Here is a 17,443-nt window from a genome sequence, read left to right on the forward strand (position 1 = left end):
GCCGGTCATAGCACGGGATTCAGGGCGTTGATCGCAGCGTGAACGCGGGCTTCAACTTCATCACGCGGGAGGCCAGGTGGTATCTCCTCGCCGAAGCGGTAATGGGCGGTGCCCGCACGCTTCCAGCGCCGATGGTAAAGCGGGCCGGTATCGACTGCGACCGGGATCACCGGCAGGCCGAGCAGCTTGTAGATTCCGGCAAAGCCCGATTGCAGCGGCGCCTGCGTCCCGTGCGGCACGCGGGTGCCTTCGGGGAAGATCACCAGCGGGCGTCCATCTGCGGTCAGGCGCCGCGCTTCGGATATCATCGTCCGCAAAGCGCGCGCGCCGGCATCGCGTTCGACGGCGATCAGGCCGTAATGCTGGCCGGTGCGGCCCCACAGCGGAATGCGCATCAGTTCGGCCTTGGCGAAGACCACCGGCAGATCGAACTGGCAGGGCAAGTCGATCGCCTCGAAAAACGCTTCGTGCTTGATTGCGTAGAGCACCTGCCCGCGCGCGGCGTAGCCCGAAACCTCGAGCCGGATGCCCACCAGCGCGCGCGCGCACCAGCGATGGAACCCGGCCCAGGCGCGCACCACGCGCCGGAACCCCGGCATCGAGAACGGCACGCACAGCCCGCAGGCGAACACGAACAGCGCCGTTCCCGGATAGAACACGGCGTAGAACGCAAGGCTGCGCAGCACTTCGGAGAGCCGTGCTCCGCGTGAACCGTCGGTGGATGCCATTTCTGCCAGCGCCTACCAGCCCGCCGCCCACGCGATCAGGCGCGCGATCAACTTGTTGTATTCCATAAACAGGATCTTGAAGCTGGGACGCGACCGGACCGCGTCCTCCACGATCACCAGATCCTTCGGGCCGGCGATGCGCAAGTCGAAGGCGGCGCGGCGCATATGCCAATCGGTGGTGACCAGGCGGACTGAGGAGATGTGGCGCGCCGCTATCCAGCGTGCGGCTTCCTGTGCGTTCGACCGGGTGTCGACGCTTTCGTAGCCAAGCGTGACGCAGCAGGCGAACAAGCGCGGGGGCACGTCGTATTCGGCGGCGAATTCGCGCGGGCGCACTTCGGTATCGACGCCGGAGATCAGCAGCTTGTCCGCCTGATGCCGACGCAGGATATCGAACGCGCGGGGAATGCGGCCGCCGCTGCCCGTCAGCACCACGATGCCATCGGTGCGCACGTCGCCCGCCGGCTGCGGCAGGAACAGCGCGAACCACAGGAAGCCGAGCGTCCACACCAGCAGAACGCTCGCCAGCAGACGACGGAAAAGGCCGGGTGGCTTGCGCATCGCCGATGACCCTACAGCATCTCGCGCAGGGCGGCGAGCACTGTCAGCCGCGCGGTGACGACGGCGAGCGCGATGCCGGCGAGCGGGATGATGCCTAGCGCCAGCCAGTCGATCCAGCCGAGCATCGCTCCGCTGGCCAGCCCGGAGCCGAGTGGTGCGAAGGCGCGGCCCAGTGCCAGCATCGCCGCCGTGCCGAACAGGAAGCCAGCGAGGCCGCCCACCGCCGCATCGACCGCCATGCCGCGCTGGAACACCCGCGCGATCTGCCGGTCCGTGCCGCCGAGCATGTGGACGATCTCGATCGTGGCGCGATGGCTGCCCAGCGCATTGCGCGATGCCAGCAGCACCGCCGCGACCGTGGCGAGCGCGAGCAGCGCGATCAGGCCGCCTGCCAGCCATTGCAGCGCCCCGATGGCCCGAAACACGGGCGTGAGCCAGGCGGATTGCGCGTCCACCCGCGCAGCGGGCGCGACTGGCTTGATACGCGCGCGCAGGGCGGCGAGGCGTTCGGGCGTTGCCGTGCCATCAAGCCGCAGGTCGATCAGCGCGGGGATGGGCAGCGCTTCTACGTCGTCTCCCGGGCGCGTGCCGAGCCAGGGCTCCATCAGGTCCTCGAGCCGGGCCTGCGCCACGCGATCTGCCGACGCGAGGCCCGGCATGCCTTTCAGCGCGGCAAGCGCGGCATCGGCTTGGCGATTGCGTTCGGCGGGGGCGGCCGAAACGATCTGGATGGTGACCCCGCCTTCCAGATCGGCGCTGGCGGCGCGCGCGGCGTTGCGCAGGGCAAGGCCGCTGCCGGCGGCAACCACGGTCAGCGCGATCATGATCGCGATCACCCACGGCATCGGGCCGGAAAGGGCGCCCTGTGGCAGAAGCCGGGCATCGCCGCGTCGCGTCGCGCCGGCCAGGGGAAGGGGCCAGGAGTTCATGCCAGCCCGTCGCTGTCCATCTCGCCCAGCCGGGGAGCGCCCGGTCCCCGCGCGTCGGCAAAGCCGATCCCGCCGCTTTCTCGCCGCGGGGGATAGCGCAAGGCGCCGGTCGGATCGGCCAGCCGTCCCTTGTCAAGCCGCATCAGCAGGCTGCCATCGACCTTGCCCAGCAGGTGCAGGTCGTGGGTGGCGACGACAACGGTAGTGCCAAGCCGGTTGAGGCTTTCGAACAGGCGCATCAGCTTGAGCGCCATGTCCGGATCGACGTTGCCGGTCGGTTCGTCGGCCACGAGGATGTCGGGCCGGGCGATCACCGCCCGGGCGATGGCAACGCGTTGCTGCTCCCCGCCCGAAAGCGTGGCGGGGCGGGCATGCTGGCGATCGCCCAGGCCCACCCAGTCGAGCATTTCGGTCACCGGCCTGATGATCTCGCGCTCGCTCACCCCGGCAACGCGCAAGGGCAAGGCCACGTTGTCGAAGGCCGAAAGATGGGGGACGAGGCGGAAGTCCTGGAACACCACGCCGATGCGGCGGCGAAAGCCTGGCAGGCGTTCGCGCGGCAGGGTGATGGCATCGGTACCGAACATGCGGATCAGCCCGCGCGACGGGCGCTGGGCCAGGTACAGCAGCTTGAGCAGGCTGGTCTTGCCCGCGCCGCTGGCGCCGGTGAGGAAATAGAAGCAGCCGGGATAGAGCGTGAAGGAAACGTCGGTCAGCACTTCACGCTCGGCGCCGTAGCGCAGCCCGACGTTGTCGAACTGGACGATTTCGGCGTCGGTCGTGGTCATGTTGTTGCGGCGGATCCCGTGGCGATGCTGCGCCGGTCTGCCCGGCATTGTGCACTTTGTGTCGTTTCCAGCGCTATAGGCGTCAATCCATGTGGAAAAAAGGCCGGGGACGCAATTTGCAGCACGCGCGGCTATTGTTTCCCTTGTGCCGGGCATGCTTAGACCTTGGTTCATGATTATCGCCTGTCCCGCCTGTTCGACGCGCTATGTCGTTCCCGACAGTGCGATCGGTGCGGAAGGTCGCACCGTCCGCTGCGCCAAGTGCCGCCACAGCTGGTTCCAGCAGGGGCCGGAGCTTCCTGAACGGGCACCCGCCGCCACTCCGGCGGTGGCTGCCGAACCGGTCGCAGCGCCTGCGCCGCAGCCTTCTGCCGCAGCCGCTCCGCAGGCAGCCCCGGTGCCCGCAGCTCCGCCGCCGCCCGCTGCCCCGGCCCCGGTTGCTCCACCCCCCGTTGCTGCAGTCGAGGATGCCGCACCCGCCGCGCCCAGCGTGCCGCGCCGCTATGGCTTCAGCGACGAAGGCGCGGATGATTTCCAGTCCGCCCCGTCGAGCTTCGATCACGAACCGCCGTTCCGCCCGCGCCGAAACCCCGCGAAGTTGTGGACAGCCGCAGCGGTCGCCTTCGCGCTGCTCGTGGCAGCGCTGATCGGCGCGGTCGCCTGGTTCGGCCTGCCCGACTGGCTTCCGGTGGCGCGGCCCACGTTCGGCCCCAATCAGGCTGACCTGCAGCTGTCCTTCCCGGCCGAGCGCCAGGACCGTCGCACCCTGCCCAACGGCACCGAATACTTCGGCGCCAGCGGCACGGTGACCAATGTCGGCAAGGATGTGCGCGATCTTCCGCCTATCCTGATCGTGCTGCGCGATGCCAGCGACAAGGTCGTCTACACCTGGGACGTCAACCCGCCCAAGGCGAGCCTGAAGCCGGGAGAGAGCGTGACGATCAACGAGGCGGTAACCGACGTGCCGAAGTCCGCCAAGGTGGCCGAAATCGGCTGGAAACCGGAGTAGCACCGCGTCCGGAAGGGGGCCCGCCTGCGCGGCTATGAAAAAATCGTGCGATGGTTGTTGCGCCCCCCAAAGTCCTTTGCTAGGGGCGCCCTCCTACCCCGACGGGACGCTGATTTTCGAGCCAGCTCGAAGCCTTCGCGCCCGGGACGATATGCGGTCGTGGCGGAATTGGTAGACGCGCAACGTTGAGGTCGTTGTGGGCGAAAGCCCGTGGAAGTTCGAGTCTTCTCGACCGCACCAGACAGTCAGCACAGAATACTGATCTTCGCCTTCGGGCACTCATGGGTGCAAAGGCGCGCAGAACCGCGACTGTCGTGGGATATGCGCTGGCGGCGTGCTGCCAGAGAATACAGATCTTGCCTCTATAGGGCCGCCGAATCTGTCCCGATTCTCCGCTCGCCGTTTCCTGACTGCAGGTCGATTTTCGGGCGGAGAAGGGGGCTTAGGGCTGCAGCCCGAACATCCGCTCCTGCTCGCACCAGTCGAGCGGCAGGTCGGCACCCAGCAAGCTCTTCTTGGTCATGCTTTTGGGCTGTGTTCCAGCAGCTGCCAGTTCGACAAGGCGAGGGCTCAGCCAGGAAAGGCGCAGCAGCTTGGCGAGCCGCGTCCGGCAGCAGCCTTCCCGGGTCGCAATCTGGTTGAGCGACTGCCCCGGTGAGGCCAGCACCATGCGCCGCGCCTCTAAGGCGTCGGCGAGCAACTGGATGAGCTGTGGGTGTTGAGTAGCGCTGAGAATTGACCCGGGAGGGCCAGAAATTATCACTGAGAATTGACCCATGCTTTCCTCGCCTCCGGCTGACAGTCGGGAGGCATCGGAGTGATCGACATGGACCTACTCAGTGTGATCCGCCGCTGGCACTTTCGGCAAGGCATATCCATTCGCGAGATCAAGCGGCGAACGGGGTTATCGCGCAACACGATCCGCAAATATCTTCGCGCCGAGGCGGTGGAGCCGGTATTCAGGGTTCCTGATAGACCGAGCAAGCTGGACCCCTTTGCTGAGAAGTTGACGGGGTGGCTGCGGGTGGAGGCTGGCAAGTCGCGCAAACAGAAGCGGACGGCCAAGCAGCTTTACGCCGATCTCGTCGCACTCGGCTTTGACGGCTCATATGCTCGAGTGGCGGCGTTTGCGCGGGAATGGAAGCGTGGGCGCCAATATGAGCAACAGACCAGCGGACGCGGGACATTCGTGCCGCTGGTATTTCAGCCCGGTGAGGCCTTCCAGTTCGACTGGAGCGAGGACTATGCGGTTCTGGGTGGCAAGCAGGTCAAGCTGCAAGTGGCTCATACCAAGCTGTCGCATAGCCGAGCGTACATCGTTCGGGCTTATCTGCTGCAGACCCACGAGATGTTGTTCGATGCGCTGACGCAGGCGTTCCGAGTTTTGGGTGGCGTGCCGCAGCGCGGGATCTTCGACAACATGAAAACCGCAGTCGACAAGATTGGCCGCGGCAAGGCCCGACAGGTGAACGCACGCTTTGCCGCGCTTGCCAGCCACTATCTGTTCGAGACGGATTTCTGCAATCCAGCCTCAGGCTGGGAGAAGGGGCAGGTCGAGAAGAACGTCCAGGACGCTCGCCACCGCTTGTGGCAGCCAATGCCTCACTTCCCGGATCTCGCAACACTCAATGTCTGGCTTGAAGAGCAATGCATCGCACAGTGGGCCAACATCCATCACGGCGGCCTGCCCGGCACCATCGCAGATGTACACGCCGAGGAGGTGGCCAGCCTGATGCCCATGGGGCGACCCTTTGATGGCTTCGTCGAGCAAACCAAGCGTGTGTCACCCACTTGCCTGATTGCCTTCGAACGCAATCGTTACAGCGTGCCAGCCTCCTTCGCCAATCGGCCCGTCAGTCTGCGTGTGTACCCCGAACGGCTCGTCATTGTCGCGGAAGGGCAGGTCCTGTGTGAACACGAGCGGATCATTGATCGGTCCCATCATAGGTCCGGGCGTACGATCTATGACTGGCGGCACTATCTGGCCGTTGTTCAGCGCAAGCCGGGGGCCTTGCGCAATGGCGCCCCATTCCTGGAGATGCCCGAAGCCTTCCGGCAACTACAGGTAAGGCTGCTCAAGCGGCCTGGCGGAGACAAGGAAATGGTCGAGATCCTGTCCCTTGTCCTGCACCATGACGAACAGGCTGTCCTGCGCGCTGTTGAACTTGCCCTCGAGGACGGGGTCGCAACCAAAACCCATGTTCTCAATATCCTGCATCGCCTGATCGATGGGAAGGCACCACCGGCTCCCCCGATCGATGCTCCACAAGCCTTGCGCCTCGGCAAGGAGCCCAAAGCCGATGTTGGCCGCTACGACACGCTGAGGGAGTTGCGCCATGCGTCATGATCCTGCCAGCGCTGCTGTGGTCGTAATGCTCCGCGGCCTCAAGATGTATGGCATGGCCCAAGCCGTTAGCGACCTGATCGAGCAAGGGGCCCCGGCGTTCGAGGCGACCGTGCCGACACTGTCCCAGTTGCTCAAGGCAGAAATGGCCGAGCGCGAGGTCCGCTCGATCGCCTATCAGATCAAGGCTGCTCGCTTCCCGGCATACAAGGACCTGGCCGGATTCGATTTTGCCGCCAGCGAGGTCAATGAGGCATTGGTACGTCAGCTCCACCGCGGCGACTTCATGGACAGTGCCGACAATGTTGTGCTGATTGGCGGCCCTGGCACCGGCAAGAGCCACATGGCCACCGCTCTTGGCGTCCAGGCCGTCGAGCACCATCGCAGGAAAGTGCGCTTCTTTGCCACTGTCGATCTGGTCAATGCGCTTGAACAGGAAAAGGCGGCCAACAGGGCTGGCCAGATTGCCGAGCGGCTGCTCAAGCTCGATCTCATCATCCTGGATGAACTGGGATATCTGCCGTTCAGCCCGTCAGGCGGCGCCCTGCTATTCCATCTGCTCAGCAAACTCTACGAGCGCACCAGCGTCGTGATCACAACCAACCTCAGCTTCAGCGAATGGTCTGGCGTCTTCGGCGATGCCAAGATGACCACAGCTTTGCTCGATCGCCTCACCCATCATTGCCACATCCTCGAGACAGGCAATGACAGCTTCCGCTTCAGGGCCAGCTCCGCCGCACCCAAATCCAGAAAGGGATAAACCCGACTCTTGACCGTGCCCCTCTTGGGCAGCACATAACCCACACCCACCCGGGTCAATTCTCAGTGATAATCCCGGGTCAATCCTCAGCGCTACTCAACACCGATATCGCCTTGTCCTCACCGTCAGATGGTATCGTCGAGTTGGCGGGCCCCGAACGCGCGCCGCTGGCCGAGTTTGCCGCCAGCTGGCTTGGCGCCCACGACGATCCCCGTTCGGTGGTCGTGACGCCCGACCGCCAGTATTTCGGCGCGCCGGCCGACGACCATACGCTGGTGCCGGAGGCCGGCGCGCGGCTGGGCAGTACTTGCTTCGAAGCCTGGCTCGCCGCCAACACGCAGGAGGCGGCGGCATGAGCCGGGCGGTTCCCGTCACCGTTGCCATCCTGCTGGGGATCGGCGGGATCGGCAATGGGCTGTTCATGCTCGTTTCGCCGACGGACTGGTACTTCGCCGTGCCCGGCGTCACCACGACTGGGCCCTTCAACCAGCATTTCGTTCGCGACATCGGGCTGATCTTCTTGCTCGTCGCCATCGCGATGCTGGTCGGCGTGGCGAGGCCGGCAACGCGCGTCGTATCGTGGACGGCGGCGGCGCTGTGGCTCGTCGGCCACGCACTGTTCCACTTCTGGGAAGTTGCGGCGGGCATCTGCGGCGCGGGCGCGCTGGTGCGGGACTTTCCCGCAGTAACGCTGCCCGCTATCCTGGCGAGCGCGCTGGCGCTGTGGGCATGGCGCGAGGCGCCGCGCGAAGGGCTGCGTCCCAGATCAATGGAGCGAGCTGGTGCTGCATGACGGTGAGAGCCTTGCAGCCTTCGAGGCCGAACGGCCCCGGCTGCTGCGCCTGGCATACCGCATGCTGGGATCGCTGAGCGAGGCCGAGGATATAATCCAGGAGGCCTGGCTTCGCTGGGCATCGAAAAAGGAAAGCGTGGACACGCCTGCGGCCTACCTCACCCGCGTCGTCACCCGGCTCTGCCTCGACCAGCTCAAGTCGGCGCGTGCGCGGCGGGAGACCTATATCGGCGCCTGGTTGCCCGAGCCGTTGATGGGCGTGACCGAGCAGCAGGAGACGATCGCCGACGACGTGACGTTGACGTTGATGCTGGCGATGGAGCGCCTCTCTCCGCTCGAACGGGCGGCCTTCCTGCTGCACGATGTGTTCGACATGCCGCTAAAGGACATTGCGGCGACGTTGCAGCGCGAGCCGGCCACCGTCCGCCAGCTGGCATCTCGTGCGCGCAAGCATGTGAAGGATGCACGCCCGCGCTTCCCGGTCGATCCGACGGAAGCGGAGCGGATCGTACACGCCTTCTTCACTGCCGCGCGCGACGGCGATGCAGCGGCGCTATCGAGCCTGCTGGCAAGCGACGTGGCGATCCATTCCGACGGCGGCGGCAAGGTGATCGCGTTCCGCAATGTGGTGCGCGGGATCGACAAGGTCCTGCGCCTGTTCGCGGGATTGCGGCGAAAGCACCGGTACGCGCCCGTCCTGCTGCAGACCGCGATCATCGACGGGCTGCCCGGATACGTCAGCATCGATCGGGGCGCAGTGTTGCAGACCACCGCGCTCGAGGTGCGGGACGGCCGGATCGCGGCCATTTACATCGTGCGCAATCCCGACAAGCTGCGCCATCTTGCGACGGAATTTGGCGAAAGCGGTCGTTTATCGCTTGACCCCTGAATGTCTGGACCTGGTCGCGTGCAGACGTTAGGTGGAGATAAGCCCGACCTGGCAGCTTCCGACCAGAATACGTCTTTCGACGAGCAGCACGCGAATGGCGGCTCCGTACAGGAGCGGCCATCCCGAGGCGCTACAGAGAAAAAGCTGCAAGCGCCTGCTCTGCTCAGGGTAGTTCTGGTTCAGCCCGCCGATTTGTATTCAGACCTGCGGACGGTCGGGACCAATTGATGCCATGGTTAGCCTGCGGCCGGATGCCTGTCCGCCGCCCTCCGCTGCATGTCCAGAAGTGCGTTCATGCGGTCTCGATTCGACGATTGCTGCGTCAGACACTGCCGACGTCGGCAGGCGCCAACACCATCTGGCCCCGGCTTGCATCGAGAGTGCGGCTCAGGATTTGCGCCCTCGCGTCCGCTCCGACGTGATCGACGGACCTCTGACCCAGGTCTGCTCGACCGCGACGACCTGCCCCTATTGGTTCCGCGGTCATAGCGAGAGTCTGCCGGTTTGTGCTCTGCTTCTCAACCTCGGATTGGTCGGGGCTAGAGCTTTCGGCCTGGCCCGGGTGCAACTCATCATCGTGTTAAACTGCCCTTGCTAACAAAAGACGTCGAGCTACATTTCGCAAAAAAGGGGGCACTTTTATGAGTCGGATGGTAATCTCAATAGGAACAACACTCGCGACTCTGTTTTCCTTGCTGTCAGTTGCTCCGGGCGTAGCGCTGGCGCAGACTGAATGCGATCCTACCAAGTATTTCGACTCTGTCGGATTGCAGACCTTTGAGCTTCAAAACTTGGCGCTGGCCTATAACATCACGGAAGCGAGGTGGAATCGAGAGCTTCAAAGCGGAGGAGCAAATGCAAGGATTTATGGGATACCGGTGGGTGCAGATTATAGTTCATTCCGCACGCGCGTAATGCAGCGTGCGGAAACCCTTAATTACTCGAATTTCGAACAGCGGTCACTGGCACTCGCGACCAGTACACTCAGTGGTAATGGGCTGAGCGGGTACAAGGCCTGCCTTGCGTACAATGGCGGTTTCGACTTGTTGTTAGAAAAGATGACCGCAAGTGGCTATGAAATTTCGGCAGTTTATGTTCCGCCCTTAAATGCCCGAAGAACGCGTGCTCGGATCATAAACTACGCGAATCTGCAATTGACAGATATCAAAAAAATCAAGAAGTACCTGCGTTCGCTGAGGCCTGAGAGGATGAGTGGCGGTCTTGCGGTTAGACCTATCGACGCGACCAGCGAGGCGATGATCAATATCGCGGTGGGGCAGCACTCACTTCCACTTACACTCCCACCGATCAACCCGCCGCTCAATCCGACCATGGTGGTTTTGCCGACCTTGATTGACCGCATTAGAGGCGGAGCACCCTTTACCATCGTTATAGACGAACCGTCTTGCCAGAAAATGCAGTTCGGAAGCATTGGCTGTGGGCATCTATATAGTGGACAATACAATGGTGCTACGAACACGTGGACCATTGCCGGGTACAACATCGGTCGAAAAAAATGGACGCGATACTCGTACAACAATGCACCAAACGTTCCGGGAGCGGTTTCGCACTGGGGTGTAGTCATGTCGTTCGACAATGCAGGTGTACTGAGCCGAGACGGACAGGGAGTAGGCCGAGTCATCCTGCAATAATCTCATCATCGATTGAAGATGATCTGACACCATTCTCTGGATCACCCCGGGTTAGGGTTTTCCGGTTGCAGAGCTGACCCGTAGCAAGGACTTACGCGGCTATACGAATGACCAGTCTCGGAAAGACTGGACGTTCTTACTAGGCGCTGCGATCGGCTGCTAAGTCCCAGCCCACGTCATTCAAGCGCCCCGCGGCAACTCGCCATGAGTGCGGCAGACAAAGCTTCGTCAAGCCATTTTACCGGTGAGTGCCTTCCTAGCATAAGCACCGAAAATGGCACGCACTCAGTGTTTGCGACTCAGTGCACGGCGAACATCGGCCCAGCTGACCAGCTTGAAGTTCTGGGCCGCCGGCGTGTTATCACCGTCCTGTGCGATGAACAGCCCGCGCGGATATGCGCGTCCGAAATTGCCGGGGGCGAGGGCGATGCCATCGGTTTCTTCGGTGCCGCCGAACTGGCCGGGCACGATGCGGAACCGGCCTGCCGGTACAAGATCCGGTAGCCGGAACAGCGCATAGGCATTGTCGCCCTGGCTGGAGGCGATCAGCCAACCGCCTCGGACCCCGTCGGGCGCGATGGCCAGCCCTTCCACATCTGCCAGAAGATGCTGTCCATCAACTTGTGCCACCAGAGTGGCCCGGCGATCATCCTCATGCGTGGAGAAGGCCCAGATGCCGCGATCTTCCTCCCCGACGTAGAGTGTGTCGGTGCGTGGATCGGCGACGCAGCCTTCGGTCTGTGTCTGTAACTGGAGGCTGCGCACGATGCGGCCGGAGGCACGGTTCGCGTCTAGCGAGATCCGCACCTGATGAATCGCACCATGCTTGAGCACCGAGAAGGCATCCAGCCCGTCTGGGCGTGGTAGCAAACATACACCGTAGGCTTCGCCCGCCCCCCCCGTGACTGCACCGAGTGAAACGAGCGTGGCCGCGCGAGTATCAAGCCGGTAGACTTGCAGCTTCGCCTGCGCCTCATCGTTGCGATCGCTTGCCACCACGATCACGCCAGCCGGGCCGAGATCAATCAGATCTACGTTATTGACCCGACCGGCCGCCACGAAGGAGCGCGACCGACCATCCAGCCCATAAACGTAGAGGCCGGCCTTCTTGTCGGTGGCCACGATGAGGCTCGCCTGCGGACGCGCGGGATTGCGCCAGATCGCCGGATCGTCGGCCGCATCGCCCTGCGTCGTGGCCACGGGACGGGTCTCGCTGCGGGCCTTGACCGAAGCTGTTGGATAGCTGTGCGCCGCCGCCGCCCGACCCTGGACCGGCCAAGCAGCAGCAAACAGCGCAAACGCCATGGCCAGTTCGCGCCCGCGCATCAGAAGGTCACCCGCACGCCGCCGCTAAAGCGCCGGCCGAACCGCTCCCATTCGATGGTTTGGGACTTGATCATCGCTGTTGGCGTGCCGAGCGCTGTGAGGATGCCCGAGGGATCCGAGAAGCGGCGGCCGGGCTGGTTGGTCAGGTTGGAAGCATCGAAATAGATCTCGAACTGCTTGTTGACCGCGTAACGGGCCGAGAAGTCCAGTTCCTCGTCGGCGTCCCAATAAGTATCGCCGCCATCGACATCGCTGTCGGCAATGGCATCCAGCCAGAGACTGCGACGCTGGTACTGCAGTCGCAGCGACAGGCCATACTTCTCGTAGTAGACGCCGATGTTGTAGACGGTGTCCGAAGTGTTGGGCAGCCGCACTTTGCGCGCGGGTACCGCCCCGATGGCCGGCTTGGTGATCTCGCTGTCGTTGAGCGTCAGGTTGGCGCTGATGCCGAACCCGCCCATCCAGTCGGGCAAGCCGAGCGACCGGGTCCACGGGTCAAGCTGTAGTTGCGCGGCCGCTTCGAAGCCGATCAGTCTGCCCTTGCCGCCGTTGGTGATGCCGGTGAAGATGTACCCCGACCGGTCCACTCCGCCGAAGTTGAGCGCATCCGACCCGAACGTCCGCGTCTGGGTGAACAGGACATCAGTCACGTCCTTGTAGAAGGCGCCGATCGAGATGTAGCCTTGTGGACGGACGTACCACTCGAAATAGGCGTCGATGCCCTTGGCCCGCTCGGGCTTGACCGCCGGATTGCCACCCGAGATCGTCTGCGCGAGATCGTTGTACGTGATGTTCGGCCGCATCTGGTCATAGTCCGCGCGGGCAGCCCCGGTGTTGAACGACAAGCGCAGCTTCTTGGTCTCGTCCAGATTGTAGTTCAGGTGCAGACTTGGGAAGACAAGCGTCTGGTCAGTCTGGGCAGTGATGCCTGTGGCGATCCCGCGGTTGGTCACCTTCTCTACGCGCACGCCCCCGATGACCGAGCCCCAGTCGTAACGCAGCGTGCCCATCAGGTAGCCGGCATAGACCCGCTCGCGCACGTCGTAGAGATTGGCGGTGTTCGGGGTGAAGGCGTAGAGTTGCCGCACAGCGTTACCGGCCGCGCGCATCTTGTCCGTATCGAAATAGTGGAAGGTGTAGCCCATCCGGATCTTGCCCATGAAAGGCTGGGTGATCGAGAACTGGTTATAGTCGGTCGGCACGCCGATCGCGGCGAGGCGCACGCTATCCGTTCCGGCAATCGTCAGGGCATTCTCGTCGACTACCTTCGTGCGCTGATCGAACTGGAAGCCGGCCTTGAAGGTAGCCTCGCCACCGAGCAGCGGCAGCGACTTGGTAACGACCAGACGGCCGGTGTAGGCCGTGGTCGTGTCGACGGCATCGAGAAAGCTGATCGAGCTCAGCGGCTTGGTGAAGGTGTCGATCGCCGTCACCGCCGTGCCCGCCTGGTAGCGAGTGGGGTTCGATAGCTGCAGCGTCGTGCTGAGGTTCAGCAGTGCGAGCTGCGGGTTCGTGAAATCATAACCCACGGTCGGCCGCAGGGTGCGAGTGCTCGGGCTTTCCCACGAGGCTTCGCCGATCACGGTCCGGTCATCCTTGGACCGGGTATAGTTGCCCAGCCAGTCGATTTGCCAGCCATCGCCAAGCGTGTGTGTGCCTTCGAGCGTGTTGGTGAAGATGGACTGCTTGTAGGCGCGCAGCGTCGAGCGCTGGCGGATGTCGATGCCGTAGATCGTGCCCTTGTAAGGATCATTGCCGATGCAGACGTCGGCATAGCCGCTGGTCCGGGGGGTCGTATTGACCGTTGTTGCGCAGTCTGCGGTGTTGGCGACAAGATCGCTCTGGCGGTCATCAAGGTCGAAACGATAGTTGTCGCGCGCCTCGTCGTCTGTGAAGATCGTGTAGATCGAGCGCAGCGAGACGATGTTGTTGTCGTCGGCCTTCCAGTCGAGCCTCCCCGAAACCGACCAGTTCTTGCGCGTCAGCCGGTAGAGCTTGTTTTCGGTTTCCTGCACCCAGTAGCGGGTGGCGGCGCCAGGGCGCTGGTCGGCACTGACCTTTTCCCAGTCGTTTTCGAAGTTGTCGGTGATCATGTTGCGCTCGTAATAGCTGCCCGAGACGAGGATCCCGAGTTCGCCATTGCCGAGCGGCAGCCGGTGCGCGAGCACCAGCGACCCTTCGTATTCAGGGCGGTTGCCATATTCGGCCACGCCATAGCCAGCCTTGCCGGCAATGTGGAAGCCGCTGTAATCAAAGGCGGAACGCGTCACGATATTGACGTTGCCGGCCACCGTCTCGCCCGGCATGTCGGGGGTCACAGCCTTGGACACGATCACCTGCTTGGCGATCGCGGAGGGGATCGAATCGAATCTCGCATCGCGGCCTTCGGGGCTCACGACGTTGATCCCGTCAAACGACAGGGTCGTCCATGTCTTGGGGGCACCGCGCAGCGAGATGTAGCGCGCCTGGCCCTGATCGCGCTCCACGGCCACACCGGGCAAGCGACTGGTCGCCTGAGCGATGTTCTGGTCAGGCAGACGTCCGATTCCGTCAGAGGCAAGCACCGTGACCAGCGAGTCCGAACTCTTCTGGACCTGCAAGGCCGCCGCTTCGGATTCAGCGATCGGCCGCGATCCGGTGACCACGATTTGGTTGCCTGCGTCCTCTTCGGCAGCTTCCGCAGCCCTGGCTGGGACCGCCGTTGCCAGCAGCATTGCGGCTGAAGTCAGTAGCTGAAGGTGGAAACGCGACGATGCGTTGCGTCGGTGATGCTGGATCATGGGGGCCCCTGAACATTGCGGATTGGTAATGTTTGGGGCTGCTAGTGCGTGACGGTTGCAACAAAAGGTCGCTCCCTTGACGAGGATGTGACGCTCTTGACTGGGCTTTGACATCCACGGTTAGACTGAGGGCCGATCAACGCTTTTGGCCCGGCAGCTACCCGCCGTTCATTGACCGAGCGCATGACGCTGAGCAGTATCAGTCGGGCAACTTTTCCCGGAGCCCTTGATTAAAACCGTCGCTTGCCATGCCGCGGGCGAATGGCTTCTTAGTCCCAAGCTAAGTCTTTCCGCCGCTGTTTAGGCCGGCTGAACGAATGGTGGGAATTGATGACGCTTGATCAGGCTGGGAACGGCCGTCTTTGCGGCGCCTTCCGCCGGTCGCTCAATGATCGAGCAGCGATGGAACGACGAAATCGGCGAGCATTTCGCGCTGTTGTGCCTCGTTGTAATCATTGCGCATGTTAAGCATGGCGTGCACGTTTCGAATCCAGTCGACAGCCTGATCAGAGGTCATGCCTTTGCGCAATCGCCCAGTGTCGCGCGCGCTATCGAAAACTGGCCCCCAGATTTCGAGCATGACGGACTGCACCTTCGGCGAGCCACGGAACATGTATTGATCGACCGCGTGGTTTGCTTGCTCCTGGATCTCGACCAGGATCGAATCGGTCCTGCCTACGGCTAGCGACAGCAGTGACCCCTCTATAATTGCATCCTCGATCGTTTCGAATTTTGAAAACTCGCGCGCCAATTGGACGGCAAGTTTCTCGATGCGGACGTCTGCAACCGCCTCGATCAGCTCGTTGCGTGTCTCAAACAGCCGGTGGACGGTCTGCCTGGTCACCCCGAGCACGCGCGCGACGTCCGTCATCGAAGTCTTCGCAACACCGAACCGCTCTATGCAACTGATGGCGGCCTCGATCACCTCGGCCTTGGTCAGCGGGTTTCGATTGCTTGCCAAGCCTAGCTCCAAGTTTGTGCCGATCCGTGACGTCATATGCACCGATCCCGGAACCAAACAATGCAATTTGTCATTTGACACCTAACGATATGTGTAAGATGTAATCTCCCGAGCGAGAGACTCGCAATGGGAGAGATTGATGGCGCATTTTGACATCCTGATCAGGGATGGCTGGCTGGTGGATGGTACCGGCGGTCCCGCGCGTCGCGCTGATGTTGGCATAGCCGCAGGAAAGGTGGTCGAGGTAGGCAATCTGGCCACTTCAACTGCTTCAGAGACGATTGACGCAGCTGGACGCATCGTGGCTCCAGGCCATGTCACCCAGCACGCGCATTATGATGCAGCGGTGTTCTGGAGCCCGACCTGCCTGGACTCCGCCGAGCACGGTGTGACTACGATCCTCAATGCCAATTGCGGGTTCAGTATTGCACCGGCGCGCCCTGCAGACCGCGAACGGTTGATGCTGATGCTGTCCACGACCGAACAGGTGCCGGTGGAGCAGCAGCGGCTGGCGCTGCCATGGACCTGGGAGACTTTTCCCGAGTTCATGGATCATCTGCGCGCGCTCCCCAAGAGCGTGAACTTGATGACCTATGTGCCGGTCAACCCGCTGCTGGTTTACGTCATGGGTGTGGATGCGGCGAAGAACCGTCGTCCCAACGGGGCCGAGATCGCAGAGATGCATCGGTTGGTTGATGAGGCGATGGATCTTGGTGCCGTCGGCATCGCACTCTCTGTCATGGGCATCGAAGGCAATTCTCACGTCGACTACGATGGCTCGGCCATGCCGACCGACGTTATGCACGATGATGACATCGTCGCACTCGCTGAAGGTTTGGCCCAGCGCGGCAGTGGCATCGTCCAGTTACTCGCGCAGATCGGAAGCAACGGAAACAAGGAAGTCTCTGCCAAAGTGGCTCGCATGGCCAAGGGCACAGGCGTCCGCGTGATCCACAACATCTTCATGGCGCTCGACGGGCACGAGGAGATGATCAACGACGACCTTGCATGGCTCGACGATCTGAGATCCGAAGGGCTCGACATCGTCGGAGCAACTCTCCTGCACGCTGGCTGGGTTGAGGCTGGGATCCGCGATCTCGATACCGCAGCGGGACAGATGGCCGGGGTTCGGGCGATCGTTGCCTGTCAGAATGATGACGAAGTGCGCGCCCTGCTGGCGGACCCGGCCTTCGTAAAGTCATTCTCCGATGAATACCTCCGCGATGGTCCGACCAATGGTGCCGGTGGCTTCGAGGGGCAAATCATCATCGATGTCGGCACGGGTCCTGAACTCCAGTACTATCTGGGCAAGTCGCTGGGGGAAGTCGCTAATTACGAGCGCCGAACAGTTGTTGAGGTTCTTTGCGACCTTGCATTGCGATCGGATCTTGCTCTCCAAATAAAGTCACAACCTTACGCTGCGACGGATGCGCGGCTCGGCGCCAAATTGTTGGCGCATCCTTGTGTCACCTCGGGCGTGTCGGACGGCGGAGCGCATACCAAGGCGTTCTCCAGCGGCTTCTACGGCACCGAGATGCTGATCCGGATGGTGCGGGAACAGAAGGCCATGACGGTCGAAGCCATGCATCACCAGCTGGCGTTCAAGGTTGCGAGAGCGCTCAACCTGGCCGACCGCGGCGCGATCCTTCCCGGCTACTGGGCCGACATCCTGATCTATTCGCTCGAAGACCTCTACTTCGACCGGTCTCGCTACATGATCGTCAACGACATGCCAGGTGGCGACTGGCGCAGGCTGGCAAAGGCTGGGGGATACCACCGCATCCTCGTCAACGGTGTCACCACCTTCGCGGATGGAGTGAACTCTGGAGCAACGCCGGGCCGCTTCCTCGCTGCGAATGACAGCGAACCGGCTCAGGCGCTCGAAGCAGCGGAATAAAAGATAACTATGGGGAGAGGACGACA

Annotated in this window: 16 protein-coding genes and 1 tRNA gene; 9 read left to right on the forward strand and 8 right to left on the reverse strand. The window is 62.7% G+C overall.

Annotated elements, in window-relative coordinates; all coding sequences use genetic code 11:
* Positions 1 to 5: 5 nt before the first annotated feature.
* Genes AACH40_RS02140 through ftsE form a run of 4 tightly spaced genes read right to left on the reverse strand, consistent with a single transcriptional unit; the run spans position 6 to position 3,006 of the window.
* Positions 6 to 728 (reverse strand): lysophospholipid acyltransferase family protein, encoded by a 723-nt coding sequence (locus AACH40_RS02140; protein WP_338644000.1) that lies wholly within the window; start codon positions 726 to 728, stop codon positions 6 to 8.
* A 12-nt stretch (positions 729 to 740) separates the two neighbouring features.
* A complete protein-coding gene (locus AACH40_RS02145; protein WP_169494499.1) occupies positions 741 to 1,289 on the reverse strand; it encodes a YdcF family protein in 549 nt (182 codons plus the stop codon).
* A gap of 11 nt (positions 1,290 to 1,300) precedes the next feature.
* Positions 1,301 to 2,218 carry a cell division protein FtsX gene (locus AACH40_RS02150; RefSeq protein ID WP_169494500.1) on the reverse strand — a complete coding sequence of 306 codons (918 nt, stop codon included), beginning with the start codon at positions 2,216 to 2,218 and terminating at the stop codon, positions 1,301 to 1,303.
* Entirely contained in the window at positions 2,215 to 3,006 is a 792-nt protein-coding gene (ftsE, locus tag AACH40_RS02155) for a cell division ATP-binding protein FtsE (RefSeq protein WP_169494501.1), read from the reverse strand. Before ftsE ends, AACH40_RS02150 begins: the two co-directional genes overlap by 4 nt.
* Positions 3,007 to 3,178: 172 nt before the next feature.
* Between ftsE and AACH40_RS02160 the strand changes: the two genes are divergently transcribed.
* Both AACH40_RS02160 and AACH40_RS02165 read left to right on the forward strand, forming a co-directional pair.
* Positions 3,179 to 4,015: a zinc-ribbon domain-containing protein gene (locus AACH40_RS02160; protein WP_338644003.1), complete on the forward strand. Its 837-nt coding sequence runs from the start codon at positions 3,179 to 3,181 to the stop codon at positions 4,013 to 4,015.
* 153 nt (positions 4,016 to 4,168) lie between these two features.
* Positions 4,169 to 4,255, forward strand: a tRNA-Leu gene (locus tag AACH40_RS02165).
* A gap of 202 nt (positions 4,256 to 4,457) precedes the next feature.
* On the opposite strand, the gene AACH40_RS02170 is transcribed toward AACH40_RS02165, so the two are convergent.
* The gene (locus AACH40_RS02170) at positions 4,458 to 4,715 is read right to left on the reverse strand and encodes a hypothetical protein (protein ID WP_338644004.1); all 258 of its coding nucleotides are present in this window, start codon (positions 4,713 to 4,715) and stop codon (positions 4,458 to 4,460) included.
* A 126-nt stretch (positions 4,716 to 4,841) separates the two neighbouring features.
* Here AACH40_RS02170 and istA point away from each other — a divergent pair, with 126 nt between their 5' ends.
* The 6 genes from istA to AACH40_RS02200 all read left to right on the forward strand — a co-directional run bounded on the left by istA (position 4,842) and on the right by AACH40_RS02200 (position 10,453).
* Entirely contained in the window at positions 4,842 to 6,362 is a 1,521-nt protein-coding gene (istA, locus tag AACH40_RS02175; RefSeq protein ID WP_338645891.1) for an IS21 family transposase, read from the forward strand.
* On the forward strand, positions 6,352 to 7,119 hold the full coding sequence (istB, locus tag AACH40_RS02180) for an IS21-like element helper ATPase IstB (protein ID WP_136955033.1): 768 nt from the start codon (positions 6,352 to 6,354) through the stop codon (positions 7,117 to 7,119). The genes istA and istB overlap by 11 nt, the downstream gene beginning before the upstream one ends.
* Before the next feature lie 113 nt (positions 7,120 to 7,232).
* Positions 7,233 to 7,475 (forward strand): hypothetical protein, encoded by a 243-nt coding sequence (locus tag AACH40_RS02185; RefSeq protein ID WP_338644005.1) that lies wholly within the window; start codon positions 7,233 to 7,235, stop codon positions 7,473 to 7,475.
* Positions 7,472 to 7,912 (forward strand): hypothetical protein, encoded by a 441-nt coding sequence (locus AACH40_RS02190; protein WP_338644006.1) that lies wholly within the window; start codon positions 7,472 to 7,474, stop codon positions 7,910 to 7,912. Before AACH40_RS02185 ends, AACH40_RS02190 begins: the two co-directional genes overlap by 4 nt.
* 61 nt (positions 7,913 to 7,973) lie before the next feature.
* Positions 7,974 to 8,801, forward strand: a complete 828-nt coding sequence (locus AACH40_RS02195) for a sigma-70 family RNA polymerase sigma factor (protein WP_422394895.1) — start codon at positions 7,974 to 7,976, stop codon at positions 8,799 to 8,801.
* 641 nt (positions 8,802 to 9,442) lie between these two features.
* Positions 9,443 to 10,453: a hypothetical protein gene (locus AACH40_RS02200; RefSeq protein WP_338644008.1), complete on the forward strand. Its 1,011-nt coding sequence runs from the start codon at positions 9,443 to 9,445 to the stop codon at positions 10,451 to 10,453.
* Between the two features lie 285 nt (positions 10,454 to 10,738).
* Here AACH40_RS02200 and AACH40_RS02205 read toward each other — a convergent pair whose 3' ends face one another.
* From AACH40_RS02205 to AACH40_RS02215, 3 genes are all read right to left on the reverse strand, one after another.
* Complete coding sequence (locus AACH40_RS02205) at positions 10,739 to 11,779, reverse strand: phytase (protein ID WP_338644009.1); 1,041 nt, start codon at positions 11,777 to 11,779, stop codon at positions 10,739 to 10,741.
* Positions 11,779 to 14,424 (reverse strand): TonB-dependent receptor, encoded by a 2,646-nt coding sequence (locus AACH40_RS02210; RefSeq protein ID WP_338644010.1) that lies wholly within the window; start codon positions 14,422 to 14,424, stop codon positions 11,779 to 11,781. The genes AACH40_RS02205 and AACH40_RS02210 overlap by 1 nt, the downstream gene beginning before the upstream one ends.
* A gap of 520 nt (positions 14,425 to 14,944) precedes the next feature.
* On the reverse strand, positions 14,945 to 15,520 hold the full coding sequence (locus tag AACH40_RS02215; protein WP_338644012.1) for a TetR/AcrR family transcriptional regulator: 576 nt from the start codon (positions 15,518 to 15,520) through the stop codon (positions 14,945 to 14,947).
* 139 nt (positions 15,521 to 15,659) lie between these two features.
* Between AACH40_RS02215 and AACH40_RS02220 the strand changes: the two genes are divergently transcribed.
* Positions 15,660 to 17,417 (forward strand): hypothetical protein, encoded by a 1,758-nt coding sequence (locus AACH40_RS02220; protein WP_338644013.1) that lies wholly within the window; start codon positions 15,660 to 15,662, stop codon positions 17,415 to 17,417.
* Positions 17,418 to 17,443 lie beyond the last annotated feature (26 nt).

Origin of the sequence: Novosphingobium olei, assembly GCF_037076535.1 — a bacterium.
Lineage (GTDB): Bacteria > Pseudomonadota > Alphaproteobacteria > Sphingomonadales > Sphingomonadaceae > Novosphingobium > Novosphingobium olei.

Coding starts and splice junctions, on each gene's coding strand:
- AACH40_RS02220 (WP_338644013.1), top strand. CDS start 15,660: ATGGCGCATTTTGACATCCTGATCAGGGATGGCTGGCTGGTGGATGGT.
- AACH40_RS02190 (WP_338644006.1), top strand. CDS start 7,472: ATGAGCCGGGCGGTTCCCGTCACCGTTGCCATCCTGCTGGGGATCGGC.
- ftsE (WP_169494501.1), bottom strand. CDS start 3,006: ATGACCACGACCGACGCCGAAATCGTCCAGTTCGACAACGTCGGGCTG.
- AACH40_RS02200 (WP_338644008.1), top strand. CDS start 9,443: ATGAGTCGGATGGTAATCTCAATAGGAACAACACTCGCGACTCTGTTT.
- istA (WP_338645891.1), top strand. CDS start 4,842: ATGGACCTACTCAGTGTGATCCGCCGCTGGCACTTTCGGCAAGGCATA.
- AACH40_RS02140 (WP_338644000.1), bottom strand. CDS start 728: ATGGCATCCACCGACGGTTCACGCGGAGCACGGCTCTCCGAAGTGCTG.
- AACH40_RS02160 (WP_338644003.1), top strand. CDS start 3,179: ATGATTATCGCCTGTCCCGCCTGTTCGACGCGCTATGTCGTTCCCGAC.
- AACH40_RS02205 (WP_338644009.1), bottom strand. CDS start 11,779: ATGCGCGGGCGCGAACTGGCCATGGCGTTTGCGCTGTTTGCTGCTGCT.
- AACH40_RS02145 (WP_169494499.1), bottom strand. CDS start 1,289: ATGCGCAAGCCACCCGGCCTTTTCCGTCGTCTGCTGGCGAGCGTTCTG.
- AACH40_RS02195 (WP_422394895.1), top strand. CDS start 7,974: ATGCTGGGATCGCTGAGCGAGGCCGAGGATATAATCCAGGAGGCCTGG.
- AACH40_RS02150 (WP_169494500.1), bottom strand. CDS start 2,218: ATGAACTCCTGGCCCCTTCCCCTGGCCGGCGCGACGCGACGCGGCGAT.
- istB (WP_136955033.1), top strand. CDS start 6,352: ATGCGTCATGATCCTGCCAGCGCTGCTGTGGTCGTAATGCTCCGCGGC.